19 protein-coding genes are annotated in these 21,833 nt (G+C 66.9%); 12 read left to right on the forward strand and 7 right to left on the reverse strand.

The genetic code is table 11. The annotated features are described in order from the left end of the window. Window positions 1-6: 6 nt before the first annotated feature. The 4 genes from tssH to ACW7G3_RS01655 all read left to right on the forward strand — a co-directional run bounded on the left by tssH (window position 7) and on the right by ACW7G3_RS01655 (window position 4,376). Complete coding sequence (tssH, locus tag ACW7G3_RS01640) at window positions 7-2,796, forward strand: type VI secretion system ATPase TssH (RefSeq protein ID WP_456980759.1); 2,790 nt, start codon at window positions 7-9, stop codon at window positions 2,794-2,796. Window positions 2,797-2,833: 37 nt separating this feature from the next. After that, entirely contained in the window at window positions 2,834-3,181 is a 348-nt protein-coding gene (locus ACW7G3_RS01645; protein WP_456980760.1) for a hypothetical protein, read from the forward strand. A gap of 89 nt (window positions 3,182-3,270) precedes the next feature. Then, window positions 3,271-3,732, forward strand: a complete 462-nt coding sequence (locus ACW7G3_RS01650; protein WP_456980761.1) for a DMT family transporter — start codon at window positions 3,271-3,273, stop codon at window positions 3,730-3,732. Window positions 3,733-3,734: 2 nt separating this feature from the next. After that, a complete protein-coding gene (locus ACW7G3_RS01655; RefSeq protein ID WP_456980762.1) occupies window positions 3,735-4,376 on the forward strand; it encodes an HD domain-containing protein in 642 nt (213 codons plus the stop codon). 79 nt (window positions 4,377-4,455) lie between these two features. Here ACW7G3_RS01655 and ACW7G3_RS01660 read toward each other — a convergent pair whose 3' ends face one another. Next, window positions 4,456-4,938, reverse strand: a complete 483-nt coding sequence (locus tag ACW7G3_RS01660) for an FKBP-type peptidyl-prolyl cis-trans isomerase (RefSeq protein ID WP_456980763.1) — start codon at window positions 4,936-4,938, stop codon at window positions 4,456-4,458. Window positions 4,939-5,135: 197 nt separating this feature from the next. Between ACW7G3_RS01660 and ACW7G3_RS01665 the strand changes: the two genes are divergently transcribed. The 5 genes from ACW7G3_RS01665 to ACW7G3_RS01685 all read left to right on the forward strand — a co-directional run bounded on the left by ACW7G3_RS01665 (window position 5,136) and on the right by ACW7G3_RS01685 (window position 10,608). Then, on the forward strand, window positions 5,136-7,190 hold the full coding sequence (locus ACW7G3_RS01665; RefSeq protein ID WP_456980764.1) for a prolyl oligopeptidase family serine peptidase: 2,055 nt from the start codon (window positions 5,136-5,138) through the stop codon (window positions 7,188-7,190). Further along, window positions 7,190-7,555: a DUF6164 family protein gene (locus tag ACW7G3_RS01670; RefSeq protein ID WP_456980765.1), complete on the forward strand. Its 366-nt coding sequence runs from the start codon at window positions 7,190-7,192 to the stop codon at window positions 7,553-7,555. Before ACW7G3_RS01665 ends, ACW7G3_RS01670 begins: the two co-directional genes overlap by 1 nt. A gap of 155 nt (window positions 7,556-7,710) precedes the next feature. After that, window positions 7,711-9,288 (forward strand): leucyl aminopeptidase, encoded by a 1,578-nt coding sequence (locus ACW7G3_RS01675; protein ID WP_456980766.1) that lies wholly within the window; start codon window positions 7,711-7,713, stop codon window positions 9,286-9,288. Between the two features lie 75 nt (window positions 9,289-9,363). After that, complete coding sequence (locus ACW7G3_RS01680; protein WP_456980767.1) at window positions 9,364-10,134, forward strand: sulfurtransferase; 771 nt, start codon at window positions 9,364-9,366, stop codon at window positions 10,132-10,134. A gap of 12 nt (window positions 10,135-10,146) precedes the next feature. After that, window positions 10,147-10,608 (forward strand): hypothetical protein, encoded by a 462-nt coding sequence (locus ACW7G3_RS01685; RefSeq protein WP_456980768.1) that lies wholly within the window; start codon window positions 10,147-10,149, stop codon window positions 10,606-10,608. A 42-nt stretch (window positions 10,609-10,650) separates the two neighbouring features. Here ACW7G3_RS01685 and ACW7G3_RS01690 read toward each other — a convergent pair whose 3' ends face one another. Both ACW7G3_RS01690 and ACW7G3_RS01695 read right to left on the reverse strand, forming a co-directional pair. Then, the gene (locus tag ACW7G3_RS01690) at window positions 10,651-11,388 is read right to left on the reverse strand and encodes a glycosyltransferase (RefSeq protein WP_456980769.1); all 738 of its coding nucleotides are present in this window, start codon (window positions 11,386-11,388) and stop codon (window positions 10,651-10,653) included. A gap of 78 nt (window positions 11,389-11,466) precedes the next feature. Continuing rightward, on the reverse strand, window positions 11,467-13,251 hold the full coding sequence (locus ACW7G3_RS01695) for a DEAD/DEAH box helicase (RefSeq protein ID WP_456971899.1): 1,785 nt from the start codon (window positions 13,249-13,251) through the stop codon (window positions 11,467-11,469). Between the two features lie 127 nt (window positions 13,252-13,378). On the opposite strand from ACW7G3_RS01695, the gene ACW7G3_RS01700 reads away from it, so the two are divergent. Beyond that, entirely contained in the window at window positions 13,379-14,938 is a 1,560-nt protein-coding gene (locus ACW7G3_RS01700; protein ID WP_456980770.1) for a protein adenylyltransferase SelO, read from the forward strand. 31 nt (window positions 14,939-14,969) lie between these two features. Here ACW7G3_RS01700 and ACW7G3_RS01705 read toward each other — a convergent pair whose 3' ends face one another. Together ACW7G3_RS01705 and ACW7G3_RS01710 are read right to left on the reverse strand one after the other, a co-directional pair. Next, window positions 14,970-15,518, reverse strand: coding sequence for a hypothetical protein (locus tag ACW7G3_RS01705; RefSeq protein WP_456980771.1), 549 nt, complete (start codon window positions 15,516-15,518; stop codon window positions 14,970-14,972). Window positions 15,519-15,523: 5 nt separating this feature from the next. After that, window positions 15,524-16,351 (reverse strand): glycoside hydrolase family 19 protein, encoded by an 828-nt coding sequence (locus ACW7G3_RS01710; protein ID WP_456971905.1) that lies wholly within the window; start codon window positions 16,349-16,351, stop codon window positions 15,524-15,526. Between the two features lie 123 nt (window positions 16,352-16,474). Here ACW7G3_RS01710 and ACW7G3_RS01715 point away from each other — a divergent pair, with 123 nt between their 5' ends. Continuing rightward, a complete protein-coding gene (locus ACW7G3_RS01715; protein WP_456971907.1) occupies window positions 16,475-18,385 on the forward strand; it encodes an ATP-binding cassette domain-containing protein in 1,911 nt (636 codons plus the stop codon). Between the two features lie 12 nt (window positions 18,386-18,397). Here the strand turns inward: ACW7G3_RS01715 and ACW7G3_RS01720 are convergent, their stop codons facing one another. Together ACW7G3_RS01720 and ACW7G3_RS01725 are read right to left on the reverse strand one after the other, a co-directional pair. Beyond that, window positions 18,398-19,117: an MliC family protein gene (locus ACW7G3_RS01720; RefSeq protein ID WP_456980772.1), complete on the reverse strand. Its 720-nt coding sequence runs from the start codon at window positions 19,115-19,117 to the stop codon at window positions 18,398-18,400. A 111-nt stretch (window positions 19,118-19,228) separates the two neighbouring features. Then, window positions 19,229-21,025, reverse strand: a complete 1,797-nt coding sequence (locus ACW7G3_RS01725) for a M14 family metallopeptidase (RefSeq protein WP_456980773.1) — start codon at window positions 21,023-21,025, stop codon at window positions 19,229-19,231. Window positions 21,026-21,210: 185 nt separating this feature from the next. Here ACW7G3_RS01725 and ACW7G3_RS01730 point away from each other — a divergent pair, with 185 nt between their 5' ends. Beyond that, complete coding sequence (locus ACW7G3_RS01730; RefSeq protein ID WP_456980774.1) at window positions 21,211-21,822, forward strand: rhomboid family intramembrane serine protease; 612 nt, start codon at window positions 21,211-21,213, stop codon at window positions 21,820-21,822. Window positions 21,823-21,833 lie beyond the last annotated feature (11 nt).

Consider the following 21,833-nt stretch of genomic DNA (forward strand, 5'->3'; position numbering starts at 1 on the left):
TCAAGCATGAACATCAATCTCAAGACACTGATTGGCAAGCTCAACGACAGGTGCCGCCAAGCGGCCGAGCGGGCCGCCAGCCTGTGCATGGCGCGCGGCAACTACGAGGTGGATCTTGAGCACCTGTTCCTCGCGCTGCTGGAGCAGCCGCAGTGCGACTTCTCCCTGATCGCGCGGCGGAGCGGGATTCCCGCGGGCGCCCTGGAAAAGGATCTGGCGGCCGAGATCGCGAAATTCCGCAATGGCAATACGCGCACCCCGGTGTTCTCGCCGCACCTGCCCACCCTGTTTGAACACGCCTGGCTGCTGGCTTCGCTGGATTCAGGCACGACCCGCATCCGCAGCGGCCACCTGCTGCTGGCACTGCTGACCCAGCCGGACCTGTCGCAGCTGGCCTACCGGGGATCAAAGCAGTTCGCCCGGATCAAGCGCGAGGAGCTCAAGCACAACTTCAGCGCGCTGACCGAAGGCTCCCAGGAAAGCGGGCAGGCGGTGGGGTTCGCCGATGCCGCTTCAGGGACTGAAGGTGGGGTTGAAGGTGGGGGCGCAGAAGTGCAGCAGCCCGGGGAGGGTGGACTTTCAAAAACGCCGGCCCTGGACCAGTTCACCACCAACCTCACCCAGCGGGCGCGTGATGGGCACATCGATCCGGTGATCGGTCGTGATCCCGAGATCCGCCAACTGGTGGACATCCTGCTGCGTCGCCGCCAGAACAACCCGATCCTCACCGGCGAGGCCGGCGTGGGCAAGACGGCGGTGGTGGAAGGCCTGGCCCTTCGCATCGCCGGGCAGGACGTACCCCAGGTGCTGCAGGGAGTGGAGTTGCAGGTGCTGGATATGGGGTTGTTGCAGGCCGGGGCCAGTGTGAAGGGTGAATTCGAGAACCGGCTCAAGGGCGTGATCGACGAAGTCAAGAGAAGCCCGCACCCGATCATCCTGTTCATCGACGAAGCCCACACCATGATTGGCGCCGGCGGAGCTGCCGGCCAGAACGACGCCGCCAACCTGCTCAAGCCGGCCCTGGCGCGCGGAGAGCTGCGGACCATCGCGGCCACCACCTGGGCCGAATACAAGAAGTATTTTGAAAAGGATGCCGCGCTGGCCCGCCGCTTCCAGGTGGTGAAGGTGGAAGAGCCCTCCGAGCCGCTGGCCGCCGCGATGCTTCGCGGCATCGTGCCGCTGATGGAAAAGCACTTCGGCATCCGCGTGCTGGATGAAGCCATCACCGAGGCAGTCCGGCTTTCACACCGCTACATCAGCGGGCGCCAGCTGCCGGACAAGGCGGTCGGCGTGCTTGATACCGCTTGCGCCAAAGTGGCGCTGGGGCAGAGCGCCACGCCCGCGATCATCGAGGACACCACCAGGCACCTGGAGCGGCTTGAGGCGGAAATTACCGCCCTGGAGCGCGAGGTCGCCGGTGGAGCGCGAGAACACGGAGAGCGCCTGGCCGAGCTGCGCGGACAACAAGAGGAGTCACGCAAGGTGCTGGCGGAAAGCCAGGCCCGGCTGGAGCAGGAGACGGCCCTCGCCGGAAAGGTCCGCGAACTGCGAACCCGGATGGAGGAGCCCTTGACGGGGAAGCAGCCGACTGCTGCCGGGGATGCCGCCGATGGCGCTGGTGAGCCGGCGCCCGCGCCCGCTCCCGCAAAGAAGAAGGCGCGCAAGGCAGCGAAGAAGGCAGCCAACGTGAAAGCGGCGGTGTCGCCCGAGCAGGCCGAACTGGACGCCCTGATGGCCGAACTGCGCGAACTCCAGGGCGAAAGCCCCATGGTCCCCCTGCAGGTGGATGGGACCGTGGTGGCCGAGATTGTTTCGGCCTGGACCGGCATCCCGCTCGGGCGGATGGTCAAGGACGAGATCCGCACCGTGCGCAATTTGGGCGGGCTGCTGGCCGAGCGGGTGATCGGCCAGGATCATGCGCTGGAGGCCATCGCCCAGCGCGTGCGCACGGCCACCGCCAAGCTGGAGGACCCGAACAAGCCGCGGGGAGTCTTCATGTTCGTCGGCCCATCGGGCGTCGGCAAGACCGAAACTGCGCTGGCCCTGGCCGACATTCTCTATGGTGGCGAGCGCAAGCTCATCACCATCAACATGAGTGAGTACCAGGAGGCCCACAGCGTGTCCGGCCTGAAGGGCTCTCCTCCGGGCTACGTCGGTTACGGCGAAGGTGGCGTCCTGACCGAGGCGGTGCGCCGCAACCCCTACAGCGTGGTGTTGCTGGACGAGGTGGAGAAGGCCCATCCGGACGTGCTGGAAATGTTCTTCCAGGTGTTCGACAAGGGCGTGATGGACGATGCCGAAGGGCGTGAGATCGACTTCCGCAACACGCTGATCATCCTCACCTCCAACGTCGGCTCGGCGCAGATCATGCAGGCCTGCCTGAACAAGGAGGAGAAGGACATCCCGGATGCGGACGCCCTGGCCGAGAGCCTGAGGCCGGTGCTGATGAAGCACTTCAAGCCGGCGTTCCTCGGCCGGCTGAAGGTGGTGCCGTACTACCCCATCAGCGACGACGTGCTGGCCCGCATCATCGAACTCAAGCTCGGACGCATCCGCGACCGGGTGGCGGCCAATCACAAGGCAGTGTTCGACTGGAACGGTGAGCTGGTGGAGGCGGTGCTGGCCCGATGCACCGAGGTGGACTCGGGCGCGCGCAACGTCGATCACATCCTCAACGGCACCTTGCTGCCGGAGATCGCCGGCAACGTGCTGGCCAGCATGGCCGAAGGTGGCAGTATCACGCGTATCGACGTGACCGCGGATGACAAGGGAAGTTTCGAATACCGGGTGGCATGAGGCGACCCGGCGCAACCAGGAAGCAAAGGAGAACAGCATGGATTTCTATGGATTGGATGTTGACCAGGCGATCGACAACTGCGACAGCTTCGCACTCGGCCGCAAGCGTGCCACCGAAGGGATCTGCGCCTGGAACCGGGTCAGGCCGGAACACGTGGTGGACCTGCTGGACCAGGCGGCTCCGGAAGCCCGTGGCGACGCCCGCAACCTTGCAGTCCTGATGTCACGGTTTGCCTGGCGTATCCATGACGGCACCCGGATGCGCAGCGGTGACCGGCGCATCGTCAACAACGTCCGCGAGATCACCGTGTCGATGGCCGGGCGCAACTTCCAGCTGCATTGCACCGAGAACCCGGCGCTCCGCCTGGAACGCATCACCGCCTGATTCCGGGCGGGGCACGGCGCGCACCGGCTTCATGCCGTCTCCCGCAGGCAGGGCCTTAGACTGTCGAGGTGCTGCTACGGGAGTCGTGCATGAACGGATGGATGGCTGGTGGAATTGCCTTGGCGGCGGCCGTGGGTGTGCTGCTGCCGCTGCAGGCCCTGATCAACGCGCGTTTGGGACAGGCGACGGAAGGGGCGCTGTTCGCGTCGTTTGCCTCGTTCCTCGTCGGCACCATGGTCCTGGCGTTGGCGCTGCTGGCCACGCGTACGCCGATGCCCGGCTTGCGGACCCTGTCGGCTTTGCCGGCCTGGGTCTGGACGGGCGGGTTGATCGGCGCGCTGTTCGTGTTGTGCGCCACGGTACTGGTGCCCAAATTGGGCGCCGCGGGGCTCATCTGTCTGGTGGTGGGCGGCCAGCTGGTCGGCTCCCTGCTCTTTGACCACTTCGGCGTGTTGGGACCGGTGCGCCCCGTGGACGCCTGGAGGGTGCTGGGGGCGCTGCTGGTCGCCACGGGTGCCGTGCTGGTGCTGCGACCGGGGCAGGTCGGGTGAGCATGCAGGGCGATATTTTTGCGAGCGGTCCGCTGGCGCTGCCCGCTGCGCAGACAGAGGCCATCCAGGCGGCATACCGCAGCCCGCCGCGTGATTATCACAACCTCAACCACGTGGCCGAGGTGCTTGGGCACTATGCCGATGTGGCCGCTGGCCCGGGCTGGGCGAGGCCGGCTGAAGCCTGGCTGGCGGTGCTCTACCACGATGCCATCTATGAGGCGAAGCGCCGCGACAATGAGGTCCGTTCCGCGCGGCTGGCGGCAGAGCATATCCAGCGCTGGCTGCCGGAAGCAGTGGATGCGGCAAGGGTGTCGTGGCTCATCGAACTGACCGCCCGCCACGGACAGCACCTGCCGGAGGATTTCGGCAGCGGGGCGGATGCGGATGATGTCCGCCATTTCCTCGATTGCGACATGGCAATCCTCGGCGCGGACCCGGACCTGTTCGATGCCTACAACCTGGCGATTGCCGCGGAGTATCGCGGACACGTGCCGGGCTGGCTGTTCCGGCTCAACCGCCGTCGCTTCCTGAAAGCCTTGCTGGAGCGGCCGAGGATCTTCCTCAGCGACCTGTTCCACCAGCGCTACGATTCCGCTGCCCGCGCCAATCTGCGCCGGGTATTGCAGGGTGTCGCCCCCAACTGACGACGGCGCGGATCAGGCGTTCCCGGATGCCGGCCTTGCGGGGCCGGCATCCGCTGGAAGATGGTTCAAAAGCTGCAGATCAGTCCGTGGCGTCCTGCGGCGGGCCAACGTGGCCGACCTGCTTCTCCTGCTCGGAAGCCTCGCGCACGTTGGCCACTTCGATTGCAAAGTGCAGGGTCTGGCCGGCCAGCGGGTGGTTGCCGTCGATCTTCACCTGTTCGTCGTCCACTTCGGCCACGGTCACTACGAGTGGGCCGTTGTCGGTCTGGGCACGGAACTGCATGCCCGGCTCAATGCTCTCCACGCCCTGGAAAGCTTCGCGCGGAACGGTCTGGACCAGCGCGTCATTCCGCTGGCCGTAGCCCTCGTTGGGGCTGACATCCACCTTGAACGTGTCGCCCGTGCTTTTGCCTTCCAGCGCGCGCTCCAGGCCCGGAACGATGTTGCCGGCACCGTGCAGGTAGCTCAGCGGCTGTTCTTCGGGCGAGCGGTCGATGACCTGGCCTTCGTCATTGGTGAGGGTGTAGTGAATGCTGGCGACGCGATTGGAAGCGATCTCCATGGAGCAGCTCCTTGGATGGAAGGGAAAGAAAAAGGGGATATGCCGGAGAACACACGGCAGCAAAAGAAGTAATACGGCCCGAAGGCTAGAGATCCCGCCGCGGATGTGCAACCCGCACCGGTGTTCCAGGGGGCTCCGGTTTATCGCCGCAGGGCGGCTGTGGCAAAGTGCTGGGCCCTGAATACGGAATCCGCACCATGGCTCGATGGCGCTTGCTGTTGCTGGCTTGTCTGGCTTTTATCCCGCTGTCCCTGGCGGCGCAGGCCCGCGACGGCATGAGCCTGGAGCAGATTGCCCAGACCAGGTCGGTCACGCGCGCGGCGATCAGCCCGGACGGCTCTGAAGTTGCCTACGTGCTGAGCGTGCCCCGTCGCCCCGGCGTGGAAGTGGACGGTCGCGTCTGGACCCAACTGCACGTGGTGGATCGCAGCGGCAACAGCCGCGGGTTCATCACCGGCGAATCCAGCGTAGGTGCGGTCGAGTGGTTCCCGGACGGACGGCACATCGGGTTCCTGGCGCGCCGCGATGGTGACGACGGCCGCGCCCTGTACCGGATCCCGCTGCAGGGCGGCGAGGCGATCCGGGTGGCGCAGCTTGACCGCAACATCACCGGTTTCAGCTTGTCGGCGGACGGCCGTCGCGCAGCATTGCTGGCCCAGCAGCCGGAAAGCGATGAGCTCAAGGCACTGCGCCGCAAGGGTTTCACCCAGAAGGTGTACGAAGAGGACTGGCGCCCGATCGAACTGTGGACCGCCGAGCTGGACGCGCCGGATGCCGAGCCGCGCCTGATCGAATTGGAGGGCAGCGTGCAGTCGGTGCATTGGAGCCCGGCGGGCGACCGCATGGCGCTGGTGGTGACGCCGCGGCAGCTGACGGACGACACCCTGGTATTTGCGCGGGTCCGCATTATCGACCTGCAGGGAAGGGAACTGGGGCGCGTGGACAATCCCGGCAAGCTCGGCCAGCTGGCCTGGAGCCCGGATGGCTCGCACCTCGCGATCATTTCCGCTGCCGATGAGAACGATCCCCGCGAAGGCCGCCTGACCGTGGTCGGAAATACCGGCGGAGCCCAGCGTGATCTGCTGCCGGGGCTGGAAGGCCATGTATGGAGCGTAGCCTGGCGCGATGCGGAAACGCTGGTCTACGTGAGCCACGAGGGGGTGGATACCCGGCTTGGCGAAATTGGCGTGGATGGTGGCGGGGACCGCACCGTACTGATCGCAGGCGGGCCGATCTGGGGTTCGCTGAGCGCATCCGCCGGCGGAGACCTCGCCCTGGTCGGGCAATCACCGGAACATCCGGCCGAAGTCTTCCATATCGCTGCGGGCGAGGGGGCAGCGGGCGAGCAACAGGCGCGGCGGCTGACCGACAGCAATCCCTGGCTGGCCGATGTGCGCCTGGCCCGGCATGAAGTAGTGCGCTACGCCACCCGCGACGGCCTGGAGATCGAAGGCGTGCTGGTGCATCCGCTTGATCGACGCGGCAGTGAGCGGGTGCCGTTGATCCTGGTTGTCCATGGCGGGCCGGAATCGCATTATTCCAACGGCTGGCTGACCGGCTACTCGCAGCCTGCGCAGTATGCCGCAGCCCGGGGTTTCGCCAGCTTCTTCCCCAACTACCGGGCCAGCACCGGGCGCGGCGTGGAGTTTTCCAAGCTGGATCGGGGCCGCCCGGGCATGGAGCAGTTTGATGACCTGGTGGATGGCGTCGATCATCTGATCGCAACCGGGCTCGTGGATGGGGATCGGGTGGGGATCACCGGTGGCTCCTACGGCGGCTATGCCAGCGCCTGGGGCGCGACGTACTACAGCGAGCGGTTTGCGGCTGCGGTGATGTTCGTGGGCATTTCCGACCAGGCCAGCCTGGTGACCAGCGGGGATATCCCTTATGAGCAGCACCTGGTGCACATGGGCAAGTGGCCCTGGGAGGATCCGGAGGCGTTCCGCCAGGCCAGCCCGATCACCCACGCGCACAAGTCGCGTACGCCCACGCTGATCCTGCACGGTGAGGACGACCCGCGGGTGCCGGTCGGACAGTCGTACATGATGTACCGCTATCTGCAGCTGGCTGGCCAGGCGCCGGTGCGGCTGGTGCTGTATCCGGGTGAGGGCCACGGCAACGCGCGCGCGGCCTCGCGCTGGGATTACTCCCTGCGCCTGATGCGCTGGATGGAGCACTATCTCAACGGACCCGGTGGTGAGCCGCCACCGTATGGGATTGATTACCAGCTGCCGGCCGACGGGGAATCCTGATGGCCAAGCTGCTGCTAAACCTGCGCCACGTGCCGGACGATGAGGCCGATGAAGTCCGGGCCATGCTGGATGCCAACCGCATTGCCTGGTACGAAACCCGGCCCGGACTGTTCGGAATTTCGCTCGGTGCGATCTGGGTCAAGCACGACTCCGACATCCAGGAGGCCAAGCGGCTGATGGCCACCTACCAGACTGGACGCCAGGCAAAGATGCGCGCCGAGCACGAGGCAGCCATGCGTGAGGGAACCGCCGAAACCTTCGCCACGATGATGCGCGAGCGGCCCGGCTGGGTGCTGGCGCGGGTACTTGGAATCCTCCTGCTGCTGGCACTGATGGGGCTACCGGCTTACCTGCTTTCCCGCTAGGCCGCCGTGCTGCCATGCCGCCGTGCCGTCGCATGACCAACGGCACGGCACGGCCAGGGTCGCGTTGTTATAAGGTTTCAACAAGCCAATCATCCCCGATGGCGACCGCTGGCACTCGCGCCGTGGTCGCCCTGTTTTCGCCTGCCGGAGTTTTCATGTCCCGACGTCGCTTCGCTTTTGTTGCTTCAATCACTTTCCTGATCGCCAGCGTTGCATTGCCTGCGGCGGCCCAGCGCGACATCCGTTTTGACGCCTACTCCGTGCCGGAAACCGGCACGGTGGCGATTCCGGTGCGCGAAGGCAACGTGGCCAGCGGTGCCTTCGCCGATCTGGACGCCGCCACCGGTGGCGCGCTGCAGCGTGCGGTGGATGCATCCGGCTTCAAGGGCCGCAGCGAGAGCAAGCTGGATCTGCCGGGTATCGGCAACTTTGACCGCGTGCTGCTGATCGGCGTGGGCAAGGACGAAGTGACCCCGCGGGTGCTGGAGGATTTCGGCGGCCTGGTGGGACAGGACGGTGCCCGCAGCACCGCCCCGCGCATCGAGGTGCTGTGGCGCGGGGATGAGGCTGGCGTGGCCTCACACGTCGCCTTCGGTGCAGCCTTGGGCCAGTACCGGTTCGACAAGTACCGCAGCGACTCGGGCGATGATGACTCCGCGCCGCGCGCAGGACAGGGCGAACTGGTCATCCGCACCCCCGCCGGCGCCGCCGCGGCAGCGGACTATGAGTCGCAGTGGAAGCCGGTGGCCGAAGCGGTCGCCTTCTCGCGCGACCTGGTGACCGAGCCGGGCAACGTGATCTGGCCCGAGACCTTTGTCGAACGCGCTCGTGAAGCGCTGGACGGCCTGCCCAACGTGACCATCGAGGTGCTGGACGAGAAAGCCATGGAGCGCCTGGGCATGGGCAGCATCCTGGCCGTCGGCCAGGGCAGCCAGCGCCCGCCGCGCATGATGGTGGTGCGCTACAACGGCGGCAACGCCGGCGACGCGCCGGTGGCATTCGTAGGCAAGGGCATCACGTTTGATACCGGTGGCATCTCTATCAAGGGATCCAGCGGCATGTGGCGCATGAAGTACGACATGACCGGCGCCTCGGTGTCGGTGGGCGCGATCAAGGCCCTGGCGGGCCGCCGCGCCCCGGTGAATGCGGTCGCAGTGGCAGCACTGGCCGAGAACATGCCTTCCGGCACCGCGGCGCGCCCGGGCGATGTGATCCGTACCGCCGCCGGCAAGACGTACGAAATCATGAGCACCGACGCGGAAGGGCGCATGGTGCTGGTGGATGCGCTCTGGTACGTGCAGGACCGTGACGACCCGGCAGTGGTCATCGACATCGCCACGCTGACCGGTTCCATCGTCGGCGCGCTTGGTGCTGACTACGCGGGTCTGTTCAGCCGCCACGACGACCTTGCCGCCCAGCTGGAAGCGGCCGGGGAATCCTCGGGTGATCGGGTGTGGCGCATGCCGATGCTGCCCGAATACGGAAGCCGTCTGAGCTCGCCGATCGCCGACATGCGCAACGGCGGCGGCGGCCCCGGCGCCGGCACGGCCGCGCATTTCGTCGGTGAATGGGTGGACAAGGATCGCCCGTGGGCACACCTGGATATTGCCGGCATGGCCTGGATCGAGTCCGGCGGCAAGCCGACCTCTCCGGCGGGTGCCACCGCATTCGGCGTGCGCCTGTTTGATGAATACGTGCGCCAGAACCACGAAAACCAGGCCCCCGCAAACTGATCCCAGCCGGCTGTGGCCGGCTGCTTCTGACCGGGTGCGTCGCGAGAGCGGCGCGCCCGGTCGTACAATCGGCGCATGCTGACCAATATCGCCGCCTATCATTTCGCTGTCATCGACGACCCCGGGACGCTCGCCGGCCACATCCGGGACTGGGCCGAAACCGGCGCATTGCGCGGCACGGTTCTGGTTGCACCGGAAGGCGTGAACATCTTCCTGGCCGGCGCGGACGACGCGATCGAGGCTTTTCTCGGCCAGCTGCGTGCCATTCCGGCCCTTGCGGGGCTGCAGGCCAAATACAGCCGCAGCGCCGCGCAGCCTTTCGGGCGGCTGAAGGTCAAGGTGAAGCGCGAGATCATCAGCTTCCGCAAGGGGCCGCAGGCGGATCCGCTGCTGGGCCGCGCGCCCGCGGTGGCGCCGGCCGACCTCGCCCGCTGGATCGGGCAGGGGGCCGATGACAGCGGCCGTCCCGTGGTGCTGCTGGATACCCGCAACCGGGAGGAAGTGGACTACGGCACCTTCGCCGGCGCGCTGACCCTGCCCATCGACAATTTCACCGAGCTTCCCGATGCATTGGCGCCGCACCGCCCCGCGCTGAAAGAGGCCACGGTGGTGGGCTTCTGCACTGGCGGCATCCGCTGCGAGAAGGCGGTGCTGTGGATGCGTGCCCAGGGCATGGACAACGTGCTGCAGCTCGACGGCGGCATCCTCGGCTATTTCGAGCACGTGGGCGGTCTTGGTTACGAAGGCGAATGCTTCGTGTTCGACGACCGGGTAGCGCTGGATCCGGCGCTGCGGCCACGGGTGGAGGGCGAAGTACCCGCCGATACGGCGCCGGTGCGCGCATGAGGCGCGGCTGAGGTGGAGCTCAACTGGATCGGCCTGGTGCTGGTGGTACTGGGCGTGTACCTGGCATTCAAATTGATCGGAGCAGCGCTGCGGTTGCTGATGTGGCTGGTGGTGCTGGTGGGCGCGTACTGGTTCACCGCGCCACTGCTGGGTTGGCCGACGCTGTCGGACCTGGTGTACGTGTTCGGCCCCGACCTCGGCGGCCAGCGTATCGAGGACGTCTTCACCCCTGCGCGCGTGACCGATGTGCTCGGAGAGCGGGTGGTGGACGGGGTGGTGGACGGCGTGATGGAACGGCTGCAGGGACAGGATCCGGCGCCCGCCGATACCAGCCTGCCGCAGCCCCTGCCCGAACCGTTGCCCGAGCCGCTGCCGGGTGAGCCGGCAGAAGGCGCAGGCTCTCCTTCCGAAGCCGGAGTGGATCCCATGGTCGCGCCGGAAGAGCGCGATTCGATCACCCGGACCGAAATGTAAGCCGGGGACAGGCCCGTCCGATTCTGCCCGGCGCTGGCTGCATCAGTCTGTCTTGCGCGGTTTCCCGGGCTCCGGGTCTTCATGACGCCGAGGTCCGTACCAGAGTTCCAGCCGTTCCCGATCGCGTGACACCCGCCTTGGTGCAAGCAGGAAGCGCAGCATGAAGCGGAGTTTCTCGCCGAAAGAGTAGGTATGCATTTTGCGGGCCGAGCTGCAGACCTCCTCGCGCAGGATCACCACCCGGCCCACGCGGCGCAGGGCGCGACCGAAGCGCACATCTTCGGTGACGTACAGCCCCTCGTCGAACCCTCCCACGGTGTCGAATGCCCGGCGGGTACAGAACAGGAAGCAGCCCGGAGTCACCCGGGCCAGGCGGAACAGCAGGATCGACACCGATTCGAAGATCCGCATGTGCAGCGGCAGCGGACGCATGAACCGCACGGCCACTCCACCGCCGGCCGCGCCGCGGTCCATGGCGGCCATCAGCGCGGTCACCACCTCGGGGTTGGCCAGGGTGTCTGCATCCACGAACAGCAGCCTTTCCCCGCGGGCAACGGCGGCGCCGGCATTGCGGGCGGCTGCAATCTGCCGCGCTTCCACCCGCAGCACGCGTGCACCGCGTGCCCGCGCGATCGCGCCGGTGCCGTCGCTTGAAGCATCATCCACCACGATGATCTCGACCCCGTCTCCGAGCCAGTCAGTGGACCGGGCAAGGGAGTCCAGCGTGGCGCCGATCAGCGGCGCCTCGTCATGGGCGGGAATGATGATGGAAAGCCGCACGCTGCCTCCCTTGCCGGTGGCCGCCCAGTGTGGCCCGGGCGGGTCGGCAATGGGTGAACGGGCGTGCGGTCGGCTGGCTCAGCCGCGGGGTTTGCCTCCGGGGCCGCGCTGGTGCGGAGGCTTGCCGTGGGGACGGGGGGCGAAGCCGCGCCGCGCCGGCTGACGCGCCTCGCTCTGGTCTTCCGCCGTGGCCCGGCGCATCTGCAGCTGCTGGCCGGCGACGCGGACGCGCTTGAGGTGATCCATGATTTCGCGCGGCATGCCTTCGGGAAGATCCACCAGGCTGTAGTCGTCACGGATGTCGATGCGGCCGATATAGCGGCTTTCCAGATCGGCTTCGTTGGCAATCGCGCCGACGATGTTGGCCGGCTTCACGCCGTGGGCGTGGCCCACCTCGAGGCGGAACGACTCCATGCCGACCTCAGCCGGTCGTGTACCGATTTCCCGTGGTCGAGGCGCGCGCGGTGGCCGGCTGTCACCGGAAGCCGGGGCGCTGGCCTGATAGTCCATCTGTCTGGGCGGCTTCGGCCGCTCGCGCGGCGGATCCAGCAGAAGGGGGGTATCGCCCTGCACCTGTTTGGCCAGGGCCGCGGCGATCTCGATCGCCGGCACGTCGTGCTCGCGCTCGTAGCGCTCGATCAGCTCGCGGAACTGGCCCAGATCGTCGGCCTGCAGCCCCGTGCCGATGCGGTCCATGAACTTTTCCACCCGACGCTCGTTCACCGCCTCGACGCTGGGCAGCTCCATCTGCTCGATCGGCTGGCGCGTGGCGCGCTCGATCGCGCGCAGCATCCCGCGCTCGCGCGGGGTGACGAACAGGATCGCTTCACCGCTGCGCCCGGCACGGCCGGTGCGGCCGATCCGGTGCACGTAGCTTTCAGTGTCGTAGGGAATGTCGTAGTTGAGCACGTGGCTGATGCGGTCCACGTCCAGCCCGCGCGCGGCCACGTCGGTGGCCACCAGCACGTCAATACGCCCGTCCTTGAGCTGGGCGATGATGCGCTCGCGCTGCTTCTGCTCGATGTCGCCATTGATCGCCGCGGCGGCCAGGCCGCGCGCGGCGAGCTTGCCGGCCAGCTCTTCGGTGGCAACCTTGGTGCGGGCAAACACGATCATCCCGTCGAAGGGTTCCGCCTCCAGGATCCGGGTCAGCGCATCGAGCTTGTGCACGCCGCTGACCATCCAGTAACGCTGGCGGATGTTGATGGCGGTGGAGGTGGTCGCCTTGATCGCGATCTCGACCGGATCCTTCAGGTAGGTCTGGGCGATGCGCCTGATCTGCTGCGGCATGGTGGCCGAAAACAGCGCCACCTGGCGATTGTCCGGGGTCTTCTTGAGCACCGTCTCCACATCGTCGATGAAGCCCATGCGCAGCATCTCATCGGCTTCGTCCAGCACCAGGCAGCGCAGCTCGGACAGGTCCAGGGTGCCGCGCTCCAGGTGGTCGATCACCCGTCCGGGAGTGCCCACGACCACGTGCACGCCGCGCCGCAGCGCGGCCAGCTGCGGACCGTAACCCTGGCCGCCGTACACCGGCAGCACCTGGAAGCCGGGCAGGTGGCGGGCATAGGTCTGGAAGGCTTCAGCCACTTGGATCGCAAGCTCGCGGGTGGGGGCCAGCACCAGGGCCTGGGGCTTCTTCGCCCGCGCATCCACCTGGGCCAGGATCGGCAGGGCGAAAGCGGCGGTCTTGCCGGTGCCGGTCTGGGCCTGGCCCAGCACGTCACGGCCTTCCAGCAGGGGCGGGATGGTGGCGGCCTGGATCGGGGAAGGGGACTCGTAGCCGACGTCCGTGAGGGCGCGCAGCAGCGGTTCGGGCAGCGAAAAATCGGAAAATAGGGGTTTTGGAGAATCAGCGCTCATCGGCGTCAGATGCATCGGCGCCGTTGGGGGCCGTTCGGGCCGCGCCTATTTTACGCTGGTTGCGGTGAACGGGAGGCGGGCTTTGCACTCGCATGGCGATTGCGCCGCGACTGGTAGGCTTCACCGGATGCGAGAGCTGCGTTTCGACAATGTGTTTTTGCGTGAGCTGCCGGGCGATCCGGAGACCGGGCCGCGGCTGCGGCAGGTGCCTGGGGCCGCCTGGTCCCGGGTAGAGCCTACCCCGGTCCGGGCGCCGCGACTGCTGGCGCATTCGCGGGAAATGACGGCCGCCCTCGGATTTTCCGATGCTGATGTGGTCAGCCCGGAATTTGCCGCGGTGTTTTCCGGCAACGCGCTGTTGCCCGGGATGGATCCGTTTGCTTCCAACTACGGTGGCCACCAGTTCGGCCACTGGGCCGGACAGCTGGGCGATGGCAGGGCGATCACCCTGGGCGAGGCCGTCACTGCAGCGGGCGTCCGGTGGGAGCTGCAGCTCAAGGGCGCCGGGAAAACCCCGTATTCGCGCATGGGTGACGGGCGTGCGGTGTTGCGTTCGTCCCTCCGGGAGTTTGTGTGCAGCGAGGCCATGCACCATCTGGGCGTACCGACCACGCGTGCGCTGAGCCTGGTGACCACGGGCGAGATGATCGAGCGCGACATGTTCTACGACGGCAATCCGCGCGACGAGCCGGGGGCGGTGGTGTGTCGGGCCGCACCTTCATTCCTGCGCTTCGGCAGCTTCGAACTGCCGTACTCGCGTGGCGAGACCGGGCTGCTGCAACGGCTGGTGGAGGTCTGCATCCGGCGCGACTTCCCGGAGCTGGAGGGCGAGGGGGAAGCGCTGTACGGGGAGTGGTTCACAACCATATGCGAGCGCACCGCCATCCTCGTGGCCCACTGGATGCGCGTCGGCTTTGTGCATGGCGTGCTGAACACCGACAACATGTCGATCCTGGGATTGACGATCGATTACGGCCCGTACGGCTGGGTCGAGGACTTCGATCCGGACTGGACCCCAAACACCACTGACGCCCGGGGCCGGCGCTACCGGTTCGGCTGGCAGCCCCGCATCGCCCACTGGAATCTGTCGCGCCTGGCCCAGGCGTTGTCGCCGCTGTTTGCCGAAGTGGCGCCGCTGCAGGCGGGTCTGGACCGCTACGCGGAAGCTTTCACCGCCGCCCACAGCGGGATGAATGCCCGCAAGCTGGGATTTGCGGAGTGGCAGGGCGAGCAGGACGATCAGCTGCTCGCGGAGCTGCACGCGTTGATGACGGAAGCAGAGGTCGACATGACCCTGTTTTTCCGCGCCCTGTCCGGGCTTGAGTCGGATGCGTCCCTTCAGGGCCTGGAGCATGCGTTTTATGACCGCGGCAAGCTTGAGGCCAACCGCGCCGGTTTCGCGGATTGGCTGCAGCGCTACGCCGCCCGATCGGCGCGGGATCCGTTGTCATCCGATCAGCGCCGCCAGCGCATGGACGCGGCCAATCCCGTGTATGTGCCGCGCAACTGGCTGTTGCAGCAGGCCATTGACCGGGCGGAGCAGGGCGATGACGCCGGCGTTCACGAGCTGATGGAGGTGCTGCGTCGACCCTACGAGGTGCAGCCTGGCAGGGATACATACGCCGTGCGGCGCCCGGAATGGGCGCGCGAGCGGGCCGGGTGTTCCATGCTTTCCTGCAGTTCCTGAGCTTTCCTTCCGTTCCTGATCCGGCCGCTAGTCAGGGAATTTCGAATCCCGAGTCGTCAGCGGGGATCGATGCCTGTTCGAAGAACTCCGGCCCGATGATGGACACCACCTCGCCTTCGCACTCCGCCTCGCGCACGGTCCGGTTGCCTTGCTTCACCACTAGCCCGGCTTTTTCCCAGCCGCGTCCAATGCCTGTGTAGAGGGTGTGGGTCAGGCCGTCGCGTTCAAAACGCAGGAATGCGCCGCCGCCACCGGAATACATCAGGGTGCCCGAGCGGAAGACCTCCGCGGCGGGGACGTCATCGGCGGGCCAGCCGGGTTCGGCCAGGTCACCGGATTCCCGGTACTGCAGGTGTGTGTGATTGGCCGAACCGCACAGGGCGATGCCCGAATCCGCTCCGGTCGCGCAGCCGAACACCACCGTCTCGCCGGCGTTGCAGGCGGGCGGCGCTGCGGACGGCGCGGAGGCAGTGGGTGTGGCAGCTGCGGGTTCGGCAAGCTGCTGCGACGGCGGTCCGGTCGTGGTGCCTGTGCATGCAGCCAACAGCAGGGCTATGGCGCAGGTGACGGCGGGCTTCACGCTGATCAGGCCAGGGCGGCCTGCGCGCGGGCGTAATAGGCCTGGCGGTCGGCCAGCCCGTTCGTCCCGCCGTTGATCAGGCGCGTGACCTGGACGAAGTCACCGGTGTTGGCAGTCTCGTTGATATCGCGGCTGGTCCAGTACCAGGCAGCGATGCGGGCGGCATTTTCCGGCTTTGCCGCCAGTCCCGGGTTGTTGACCAGGTCCAGGCCCAGCGCCTGGCCTGCCTGGCTGTAGTTGTAGCGCCCGGTCACCTGGATGTAGCCGCGACCCTTGTAACGCACGCCATCGCCGGCTTGGGTGTTGCCCAGGTCCGAGCGGCCTTCGTAGGCAGCGCCGCTGGCGATTTCTTCCATGTAATGGAATCCGCCGCTCTCGTGGGCCAGCTGGGCGATGAACATGGCCTGCTGCTGCGGGGTATTGATGTTGGCCTCGGCCATTGCCACGTTCAGGCTTTGCGCGATGGCCGGGGCCTGGTCGGCGCTGAGCGTGGGCACGATCTGCATGAGCTGGGCCGCGCTTACGCCGTTCGCGGCACCAGCGGCGGTGCCGTTGAGTTCAAGCTGGGCCGGCGTGTGGTTGGAAGCAAGCGTGGTCTGGCCCGATGGCGCAGGAGCACTGTCCGCGGTCGGAAGCTGGATCTGCTCCCCGGGATAGATGAGGTCGGGATTCAGGATCTGCGGGTTCGCCTGGATGAGCTGCTGCAGCGGGATCCCGTATTGCACCGCGAGTGCCGACAGCATGTCGCCGTACTGCACCGTGTGGGTGCGGGCGCCGGCGTCATTCGCCAGCTGGGCCGGCGTGTGATTGATGGGAGAGACGGCCATGTTCATGCTGGTGCTCCTGTCCTGGGAGCCTCCGCTCATGCCGGAGGATGGGTGTCCAGGGGCAATGAGACCAGAGACGGCCGTGAAGCACAGCTAGGGAAAGCCCTAGAGAAGCCTTAATATGTACGGATGTCCCTGATTACTCTTGAAGGCGTCGACGTCAGCGTCGGCGGTCCGCTGCTGCTTGAAAAGGTTGGCCTGTCGATTTCCGCAGGCGAGCGAATCGCCCTGATCGGGCGCAACGGTGCCGGTAAATCCACCCTGCTGCGGGTGCTGTCGGGCGAGCTGCTGCCCGACGACGGCAAGGTGCGCGTGCAGGACGGGGCGCGCGTGGCCCGGCTCGAGCAGGAGGTGCCCGGAGATGCCGGCGGCAGCGTGTTCGACGTTGTTGCAGACGGCCTGGGCGAGCTGGGCGGCGTGCTTGCCGAGTTCTACCGTCTGGCCCATGCCGATCCCGTCGATACCGATGCGCTCGCCGTCGTGCAAGCGCGGATCGAGGCTGCCGGCGCCTGGAGCCTGGACCAGCGCGTGGCAGCCACCCTGGAGCGCATGGGGCTGGATGGGGACGCACAATTCGCGCGCCTGTCGGGCGGCCTCAAGCGCCGTGTCCTGCTGGCCCGGGCGCTGGTCTCGGATCCCGAGGTGCTGCTGCTCGACGAGCCGACCAACCACCTGGACATCGCCGCCATCCATTGGCTCGAGGAGTTCCTGCGCAACTGGTCCGGCTCGCTGGTATTCATTACCCATGACCGGCGCTTCCTGCGCGCACTGGCGACCCGCATCCTCGAGATTGATCGTGGTCAGGTGACCGACTGGCCCGGGGACTGGGACAACTACCTGCGCAGGCGCGAAGAGCGGCTGCACGCCGAAGCGCAGCAGGCAGCACGCTTCGACAAGTTCCTCGCCCAGGAAGAAGTCTGGATCCGCCAGGGAATCAAGGCCCGGCGCACCCGTGACGAAGGCCGGGTGCGGCGGCTGGAGGCGATGCGGAACGAGCGCGCCGCCCGCCGCGAGCAATCGGGCAACGTGCGGATGCAGGCGGCCCAGGGCGAGGCTTCGGGCAAGAAGGTCGTGGAACTCAAGAACGTGCACTTCGCCCACGGCGAGCGTCCCCTGGTGCATGACTTTTCCACCACCATCATGCGCGGCGACCGGATTGGGCTGATCGGCCCCAACGGGAGCGGCAAGACCACCTTGCTGCGTCTGCTGCTGGGCGAGCTGGAGCCGCAGCGCGGCAGCGTGCACATCGGCACCCGCCTGCAGGTGGCCTATTTCGACCAGTACCGGGCCACCCTGCGCGAGGACTGGAACGCCCTGGAAAACGTGGCCGAAGGCCGCGAGTTCGTCGAGGTCAACGGCGCCCGCAAGCATGCGATCGGCTATCTGCAGGATTTCCTGTTCACGCCCGAGCGCGCCCGGGCGCCCATCACCCGCTTGTCGGGTGGCGAGCGCAACCGGCTGCTGCTGGCCAAGCTCTTTGCCCAGCCGTCCAACCTGCTGGTGCTCGACGAACCCACCAACGACCTCGACGTGGAGACGCTGGAACTGCTGGAGGAGCTGCTGGCCGATTACGCCGGGACCATGCTTCTGGTCAGCCACGACCGCGACTTCCTGGACAACGTGGTCACCTCGATCCTGGCGATGGAAGGCGACGGCCAGGTTGGTGAATTCGTGGGCGGCTACAGCGACTGGCTGGGCCAGGGGGATACTTCGTGGTTGCGCTGGCAGCCTTCAGCGGGGCGTGCCGCGCAGAAGGCACCCGCAGAGCAGGCACCTGCCAGTGCGGCGCTATCGCCTGCACCGCAGCCACGCAGGCAACTCAGCTATCGAGACGCCCGGGAACTGGAACAGCTGCCCGCACGGGTCGAAGCGCTGGAAAAACAGGTCGCGACGCTGACCGCGGCGATGTCGGATCCGGAATTCTTCCGCCAGGACAGCGACGCGATCACCGCCCACAACGAGGCTGTGGCAGCCGCGCAGGCCGAGCTCGATGAAGCCTATGCCCGCTGGGAAGCGCTGGAGAGCGCCGTCTCAGACTGAGCCGGGTCCGGCTCAGTCAGCGCCCAGCCACGCGCCGCAACCCTGGTACTCCTGGCCGCCAACGGTCAGGCTGACTGCAGCACGGAATTGCTCGCCGCTCATCGGGTCGCTGCAATCGCGCTCCTCGACGGCCAGGCTCACCGGGGTGCCGTCTGCCGCCTGCCCGGTGTAGCCATCCGGGGTGGCCTCCAGGCCGGTGGCTTCCAGCAGCCGCTGGCCATAGTCCAGGTGTGCGGTCAGTGCGGGCTCGCCATCAAGGCCGTCGCTGACTTCCACCAGCCAGCCCGGCTCCTGGCCAACGGCGCGCAGGCGCACGCCCTTGTCCTCGGCAACATCCCAGGGGGAACTGCGGTCGGCGCGGACACAGCTGCGCTGTTGCTGGCCCGCCAGCGTCAGTTGCGCTTCGTCCAGGCCGCGGGCCCAGAATTCATTGCCGGCCTCATCGGCGTAGCGTGCGCCGGAGGCCGCTGTCACATTGGCCAGATCCAGGCGCTGGCCCGACCAGGACATGCGTACGTTCTGGCCGGACTCATCAAAGGTGGCACCCACGACCAGGTCACCGCACTGGAAGTTGAGCCGCTCACCGGGCGTGACGCCGGCGATTGGCGCGGTGGCTGCTTCAGGCGCTGAGGTGTCTTGCACGGGGGCCTGTGGCTGGCAGGCGGCCAGCGCCAATGCAAGCGCGGCAGGTGCCAACAGTCGGTGGAAGGGGGCGTGACCTGGCATGGCCATGGGACAACACTCCTTTGTTTTTCGATTGACTGCGCGAGAGGGCGCGCCAATCCAGCATAGACCCAATCTCCCGGCACTGCCGCAGGGCCGGGAGTGCCGCTGCCCGCTGGCTCAGGGCGCCCAGTCGGCCCGATACACCGGATACAGGCCCAGGCGTTCGTCCCAGGCGCTGTGGCGGCGGTAGAAATAATCCAGCCGCGCGCGCGGGCTGTCGGCGAACGCCGGGTCATCGCGCAGCTGCTGTTCAAACGCCTCATGCAGGGCAGGATCGGCGGCGAGCATCTGCTGTGCGATCTCCTCGGCCACGTAGGCTTCCATGTATTCCTTGCGCTCGAAATGGTTGTTGAACCGTCCCCAGGCGGCGTGGGAATCAGCGGCCTGTGGCTCCAGCAGCGCCATCACCAGGCGCGCGCCGGGCTGGGCAATGGGCACGAACAGGCTGCCGGCGGGCACATCACGCGACTCGGGCTGCCACTGGCCCTGCAGGGTCAGGCGCTGGCGGCCTTCCATGGAGCCGGGCGCCTGCGCCCAACTGTCTGCGCGGAACGTTTCCAGACGCGCCCGGGGCATCGCCTCCTCCAGCTCGGTGAAGTCCAGTCCGTGCAGCTTCAAGTGCTCGCTCACCCAGCCGGCGTGGGCAGCGGGAACCACGTAGCCGCCGCGTGGCGCATCCACGGAGCGGGCGGGTACGAGTTCGTCACGCAGCGGTACCCGCCAGACCTGCGGCGTGGTTTCGTCGTAGCGGGTAGCCAGCGCTCCGGATATCGCGGAGGGTTCGCGGGTCCAGGCATAGCCGCGGAAATCGATGGTGCGGGCGGCGTCCGTGGCTTCGTACTCCAGCGGAACCGGCTGGCCTCCCAACGCCGCCGCGCGTGCGTCGGCGGCATGGGCAGCCAACAGCCAGTCCTGCCCATTCCGGGCGACGTGTTCGAGTACCGAAACGATGAGGTTGCGGGTCAGCTCCACACGCACCGGATACTCCTTCCACGAGTGCGTTTCCACCAGCATCGAGAAGCGATTTCGCAGCCAGAAATAGCCGGTTGAAAAGCGTGGCGGATAGACGTTGGCGACGAAGCCCGAGGCGGGATTGTCGTACTCGGCCAGTGAAGGATAGAACGGCAGCGGCAGCGACCCCCGGGCGGCCAGGTCATCGATGACGCCGTCGCGGAACATGCGGCCGATGTCGCGCAAGGCGTCGTCACCGGCGTGGAGCGGTTCCACCTGGATCGCGATGTCATGTTCGAACTGCGCGCCGTTGGTGGCGTGCAGGTCCACCTGCACCAGCGGGTCCCAGGCCTCGACCAAGCGCAGCATGGCCTGCATCTCCGGCGAGTCGGCTTTGGCGTAATCGCGGTTGAGGTTGAGGTTCTGCGCCGTGGCGCGCCAGCCCGATTCGCGCGGTCCGCGCTGGTTGGGGCGATTCCAGGCTTCAAAACGTTCGTGGCCGTCGACGTTGAATACCGGGACGAACAGCAGGACCAGGTTGTCCAGACTGCCGGATGCCGCTTCGTTGGCCAGCACTTGGCGCAGGGCCAGGAAACCGGCGTCCTTGCCGTCGGCTTCGCCGGGATGGATCCCGCCCTGGATGAGCACCACCGGCAGGCCGCGCTCACGGGCCTGGCGGGGATCGAGCGCGCCGGTGCGGGTCACCGCCAGCGCCTTCATCGGGCGACCCTCCGGACTGGTGCCGTAATCGAAGCAGCGCACCGTGTCCGGATGGGTGGCGGCGAATGCCCCGCACAGGGAAACGACTTCGTCGTAGCGCCCGGTTTCAACGTAGCCGGAGCGCTCGGCGTGGGTGGTCAGCGGGGCGGGCTGCGGGCTGGTGAAAGCCGGTGCGGAGCTGAGGGAAACCAGCAGGGCAAGACAGGCCACAAATGGGCGCTTTGGGCGCTTTGAGTTGGACATCAGCGTAGGAGCAGGAAACGGGGATGGGCAATGATGCCTGCTTCGTGCCGGCCCCACAGCAGCCGGTGCGACGCTGGTGCCTTCCAGCCCCGTACTTGGGGGCTGTACTTGCGGCCCTGTACTTGTGGACATGTTCCAATGCACGATCCCTGCTCGCGCAGGAGCGCGGCAGCTGCGGGCAACCCATGGAATCGATCGTCACCTACATCATCATCGGCGTCACCGCCCTCGTCTCATGGCGGGCCTTCAGTGACCACAAGCTGCTGGCGCGGCTGATCCTGTGGCCGCCGGCGATCACGCGCAACAACCAGTACGAGCGCCTGGTGACGCACGGTTTCATCCATGCCGACTGGATGCACTTGCTCTTCAACATGTTCACCCTGTTGTTCTTCGGCAGGGCGATGGAGATGTTTTTCTCCATGCGGATCGGGCCGTTGGGTTACCTGCTCTTTTACCTGTCGGCAATCGTGGTGGCGATCATGCCCACCTATCTCAAGCACCAGAAGGACGCCAGCTATCGCAGTCTGGGAGCCTCGGGCGCGGTGTCGGCGGTGCTGTTCGCGTTCATCCTGCTGGAGCCGTGGAGCCGGATCTACATCATGCCGATCCCGATCGGCATCCCGGCTTTCGTGTTCGGTGGGTTTTATATCGGTTACAGCATCTGGATGGATCGCCAGGGCGGTGGCAACGTGAACCACAGCGCCCATTTGTGGGGTGCCGCGTACGGCATGTTGTTTACGGTGATGCTGGAGCCGCAGGTGGCAACCAGCTTTGTGGGCCGCCTGTTCAATCCCTGACCGCCGGGGTC

The organism is Luteimonas sp. A478 (assembly GCF_054052025.1).

What these genes read in the sequence shown, in the direction of transcription:
- ACW7G3_RS01710 (WP_456971905.1), bottom strand. Translation starts at nt 16,351, where the DNA reads ATGAACATGGCCGTCTCTCCCATCAATCACACGCCGGCCCAGCTGGCG.
- ACW7G3_RS01655 (WP_456980762.1), top strand. Translation starts at nt 3,735, where the DNA reads ATGCAGGGCGATATTTTTGCGAGCGGTCCGCTGGCGCTGCCCGCTGCG.
- ACW7G3_RS01730 (WP_456980774.1), top strand. Translation starts at nt 21,211, where the DNA reads ATGGAATCGATCGTCACCTACATCATCATCGGCGTCACCGCCCTCGTC.
- tssH (WP_456980759.1), top strand. Translation starts at nt 7, where the DNA reads ATGAACATCAATCTCAAGACACTGATTGGCAAGCTCAACGACAGGTGC.
- ACW7G3_RS01665 (WP_456980764.1), top strand. Translation starts at nt 5,136, where the DNA reads ATGGCTCGATGGCGCTTGCTGTTGCTGGCTTGTCTGGCTTTTATCCCG.
- ACW7G3_RS01675 (WP_456980766.1), top strand. Translation starts at nt 7,711, where the DNA reads ATGTCCCGACGTCGCTTCGCTTTTGTTGCTTCAATCACTTTCCTGATC.
- ACW7G3_RS01645 (WP_456980760.1), top strand. Translation starts at nt 2,834, where the DNA reads ATGGATTTCTATGGATTGGATGTTGACCAGGCGATCGACAACTGCGAC.
- ACW7G3_RS01650 (WP_456980761.1), top strand. Translation starts at nt 3,271, where the DNA reads ATGAACGGATGGATGGCTGGTGGAATTGCCTTGGCGGCGGCCGTGGGT.
- ACW7G3_RS01720 (WP_456980772.1), bottom strand. Translation starts at nt 19,117, where the DNA reads ATGGCCATGCCAGGTCACGCCCCCTTCCACCGACTGTTGGCACCTGCC.
- ACW7G3_RS01670 (WP_456980765.1), top strand. Translation starts at nt 7,190, where the DNA reads ATGGCCAAGCTGCTGCTAAACCTGCGCCACGTGCCGGACGATGAGGCC.
- ACW7G3_RS01700 (WP_456980770.1), top strand. Translation starts at nt 13,379, where the DNA reads ATGCGAGAGCTGCGTTTCGACAATGTGTTTTTGCGTGAGCTGCCGGGC.
- ACW7G3_RS01725 (WP_456980773.1), bottom strand. Translation starts at nt 21,025, where the DNA reads ATGTCCAACTCAAAGCGCCCAAAGCGCCCATTTGTGGCCTGTCTTGCC.
- ACW7G3_RS01695 (WP_456971899.1), bottom strand. Translation starts at nt 13,251, where the DNA reads ATGAGCGCTGATTCTCCAAAACCCCTATTTTCCGATTTTTCGCTGCCC.
- ACW7G3_RS01715 (WP_456971907.1), top strand. Translation starts at nt 16,475, where the DNA reads ATGTCCCTGATTACTCTTGAAGGCGTCGACGTCAGCGTCGGCGGTCCG.
- ACW7G3_RS01660 (WP_456980763.1), bottom strand. Translation starts at nt 4,938, where the DNA reads ATGGAGATCGCTTCCAATCGCGTCGCCAGCATTCACTACACCCTCACC.
- ACW7G3_RS01680 (WP_456980767.1), top strand. Translation starts at nt 9,364, where the DNA reads ATGCTGACCAATATCGCCGCCTATCATTTCGCTGTCATCGACGACCCC.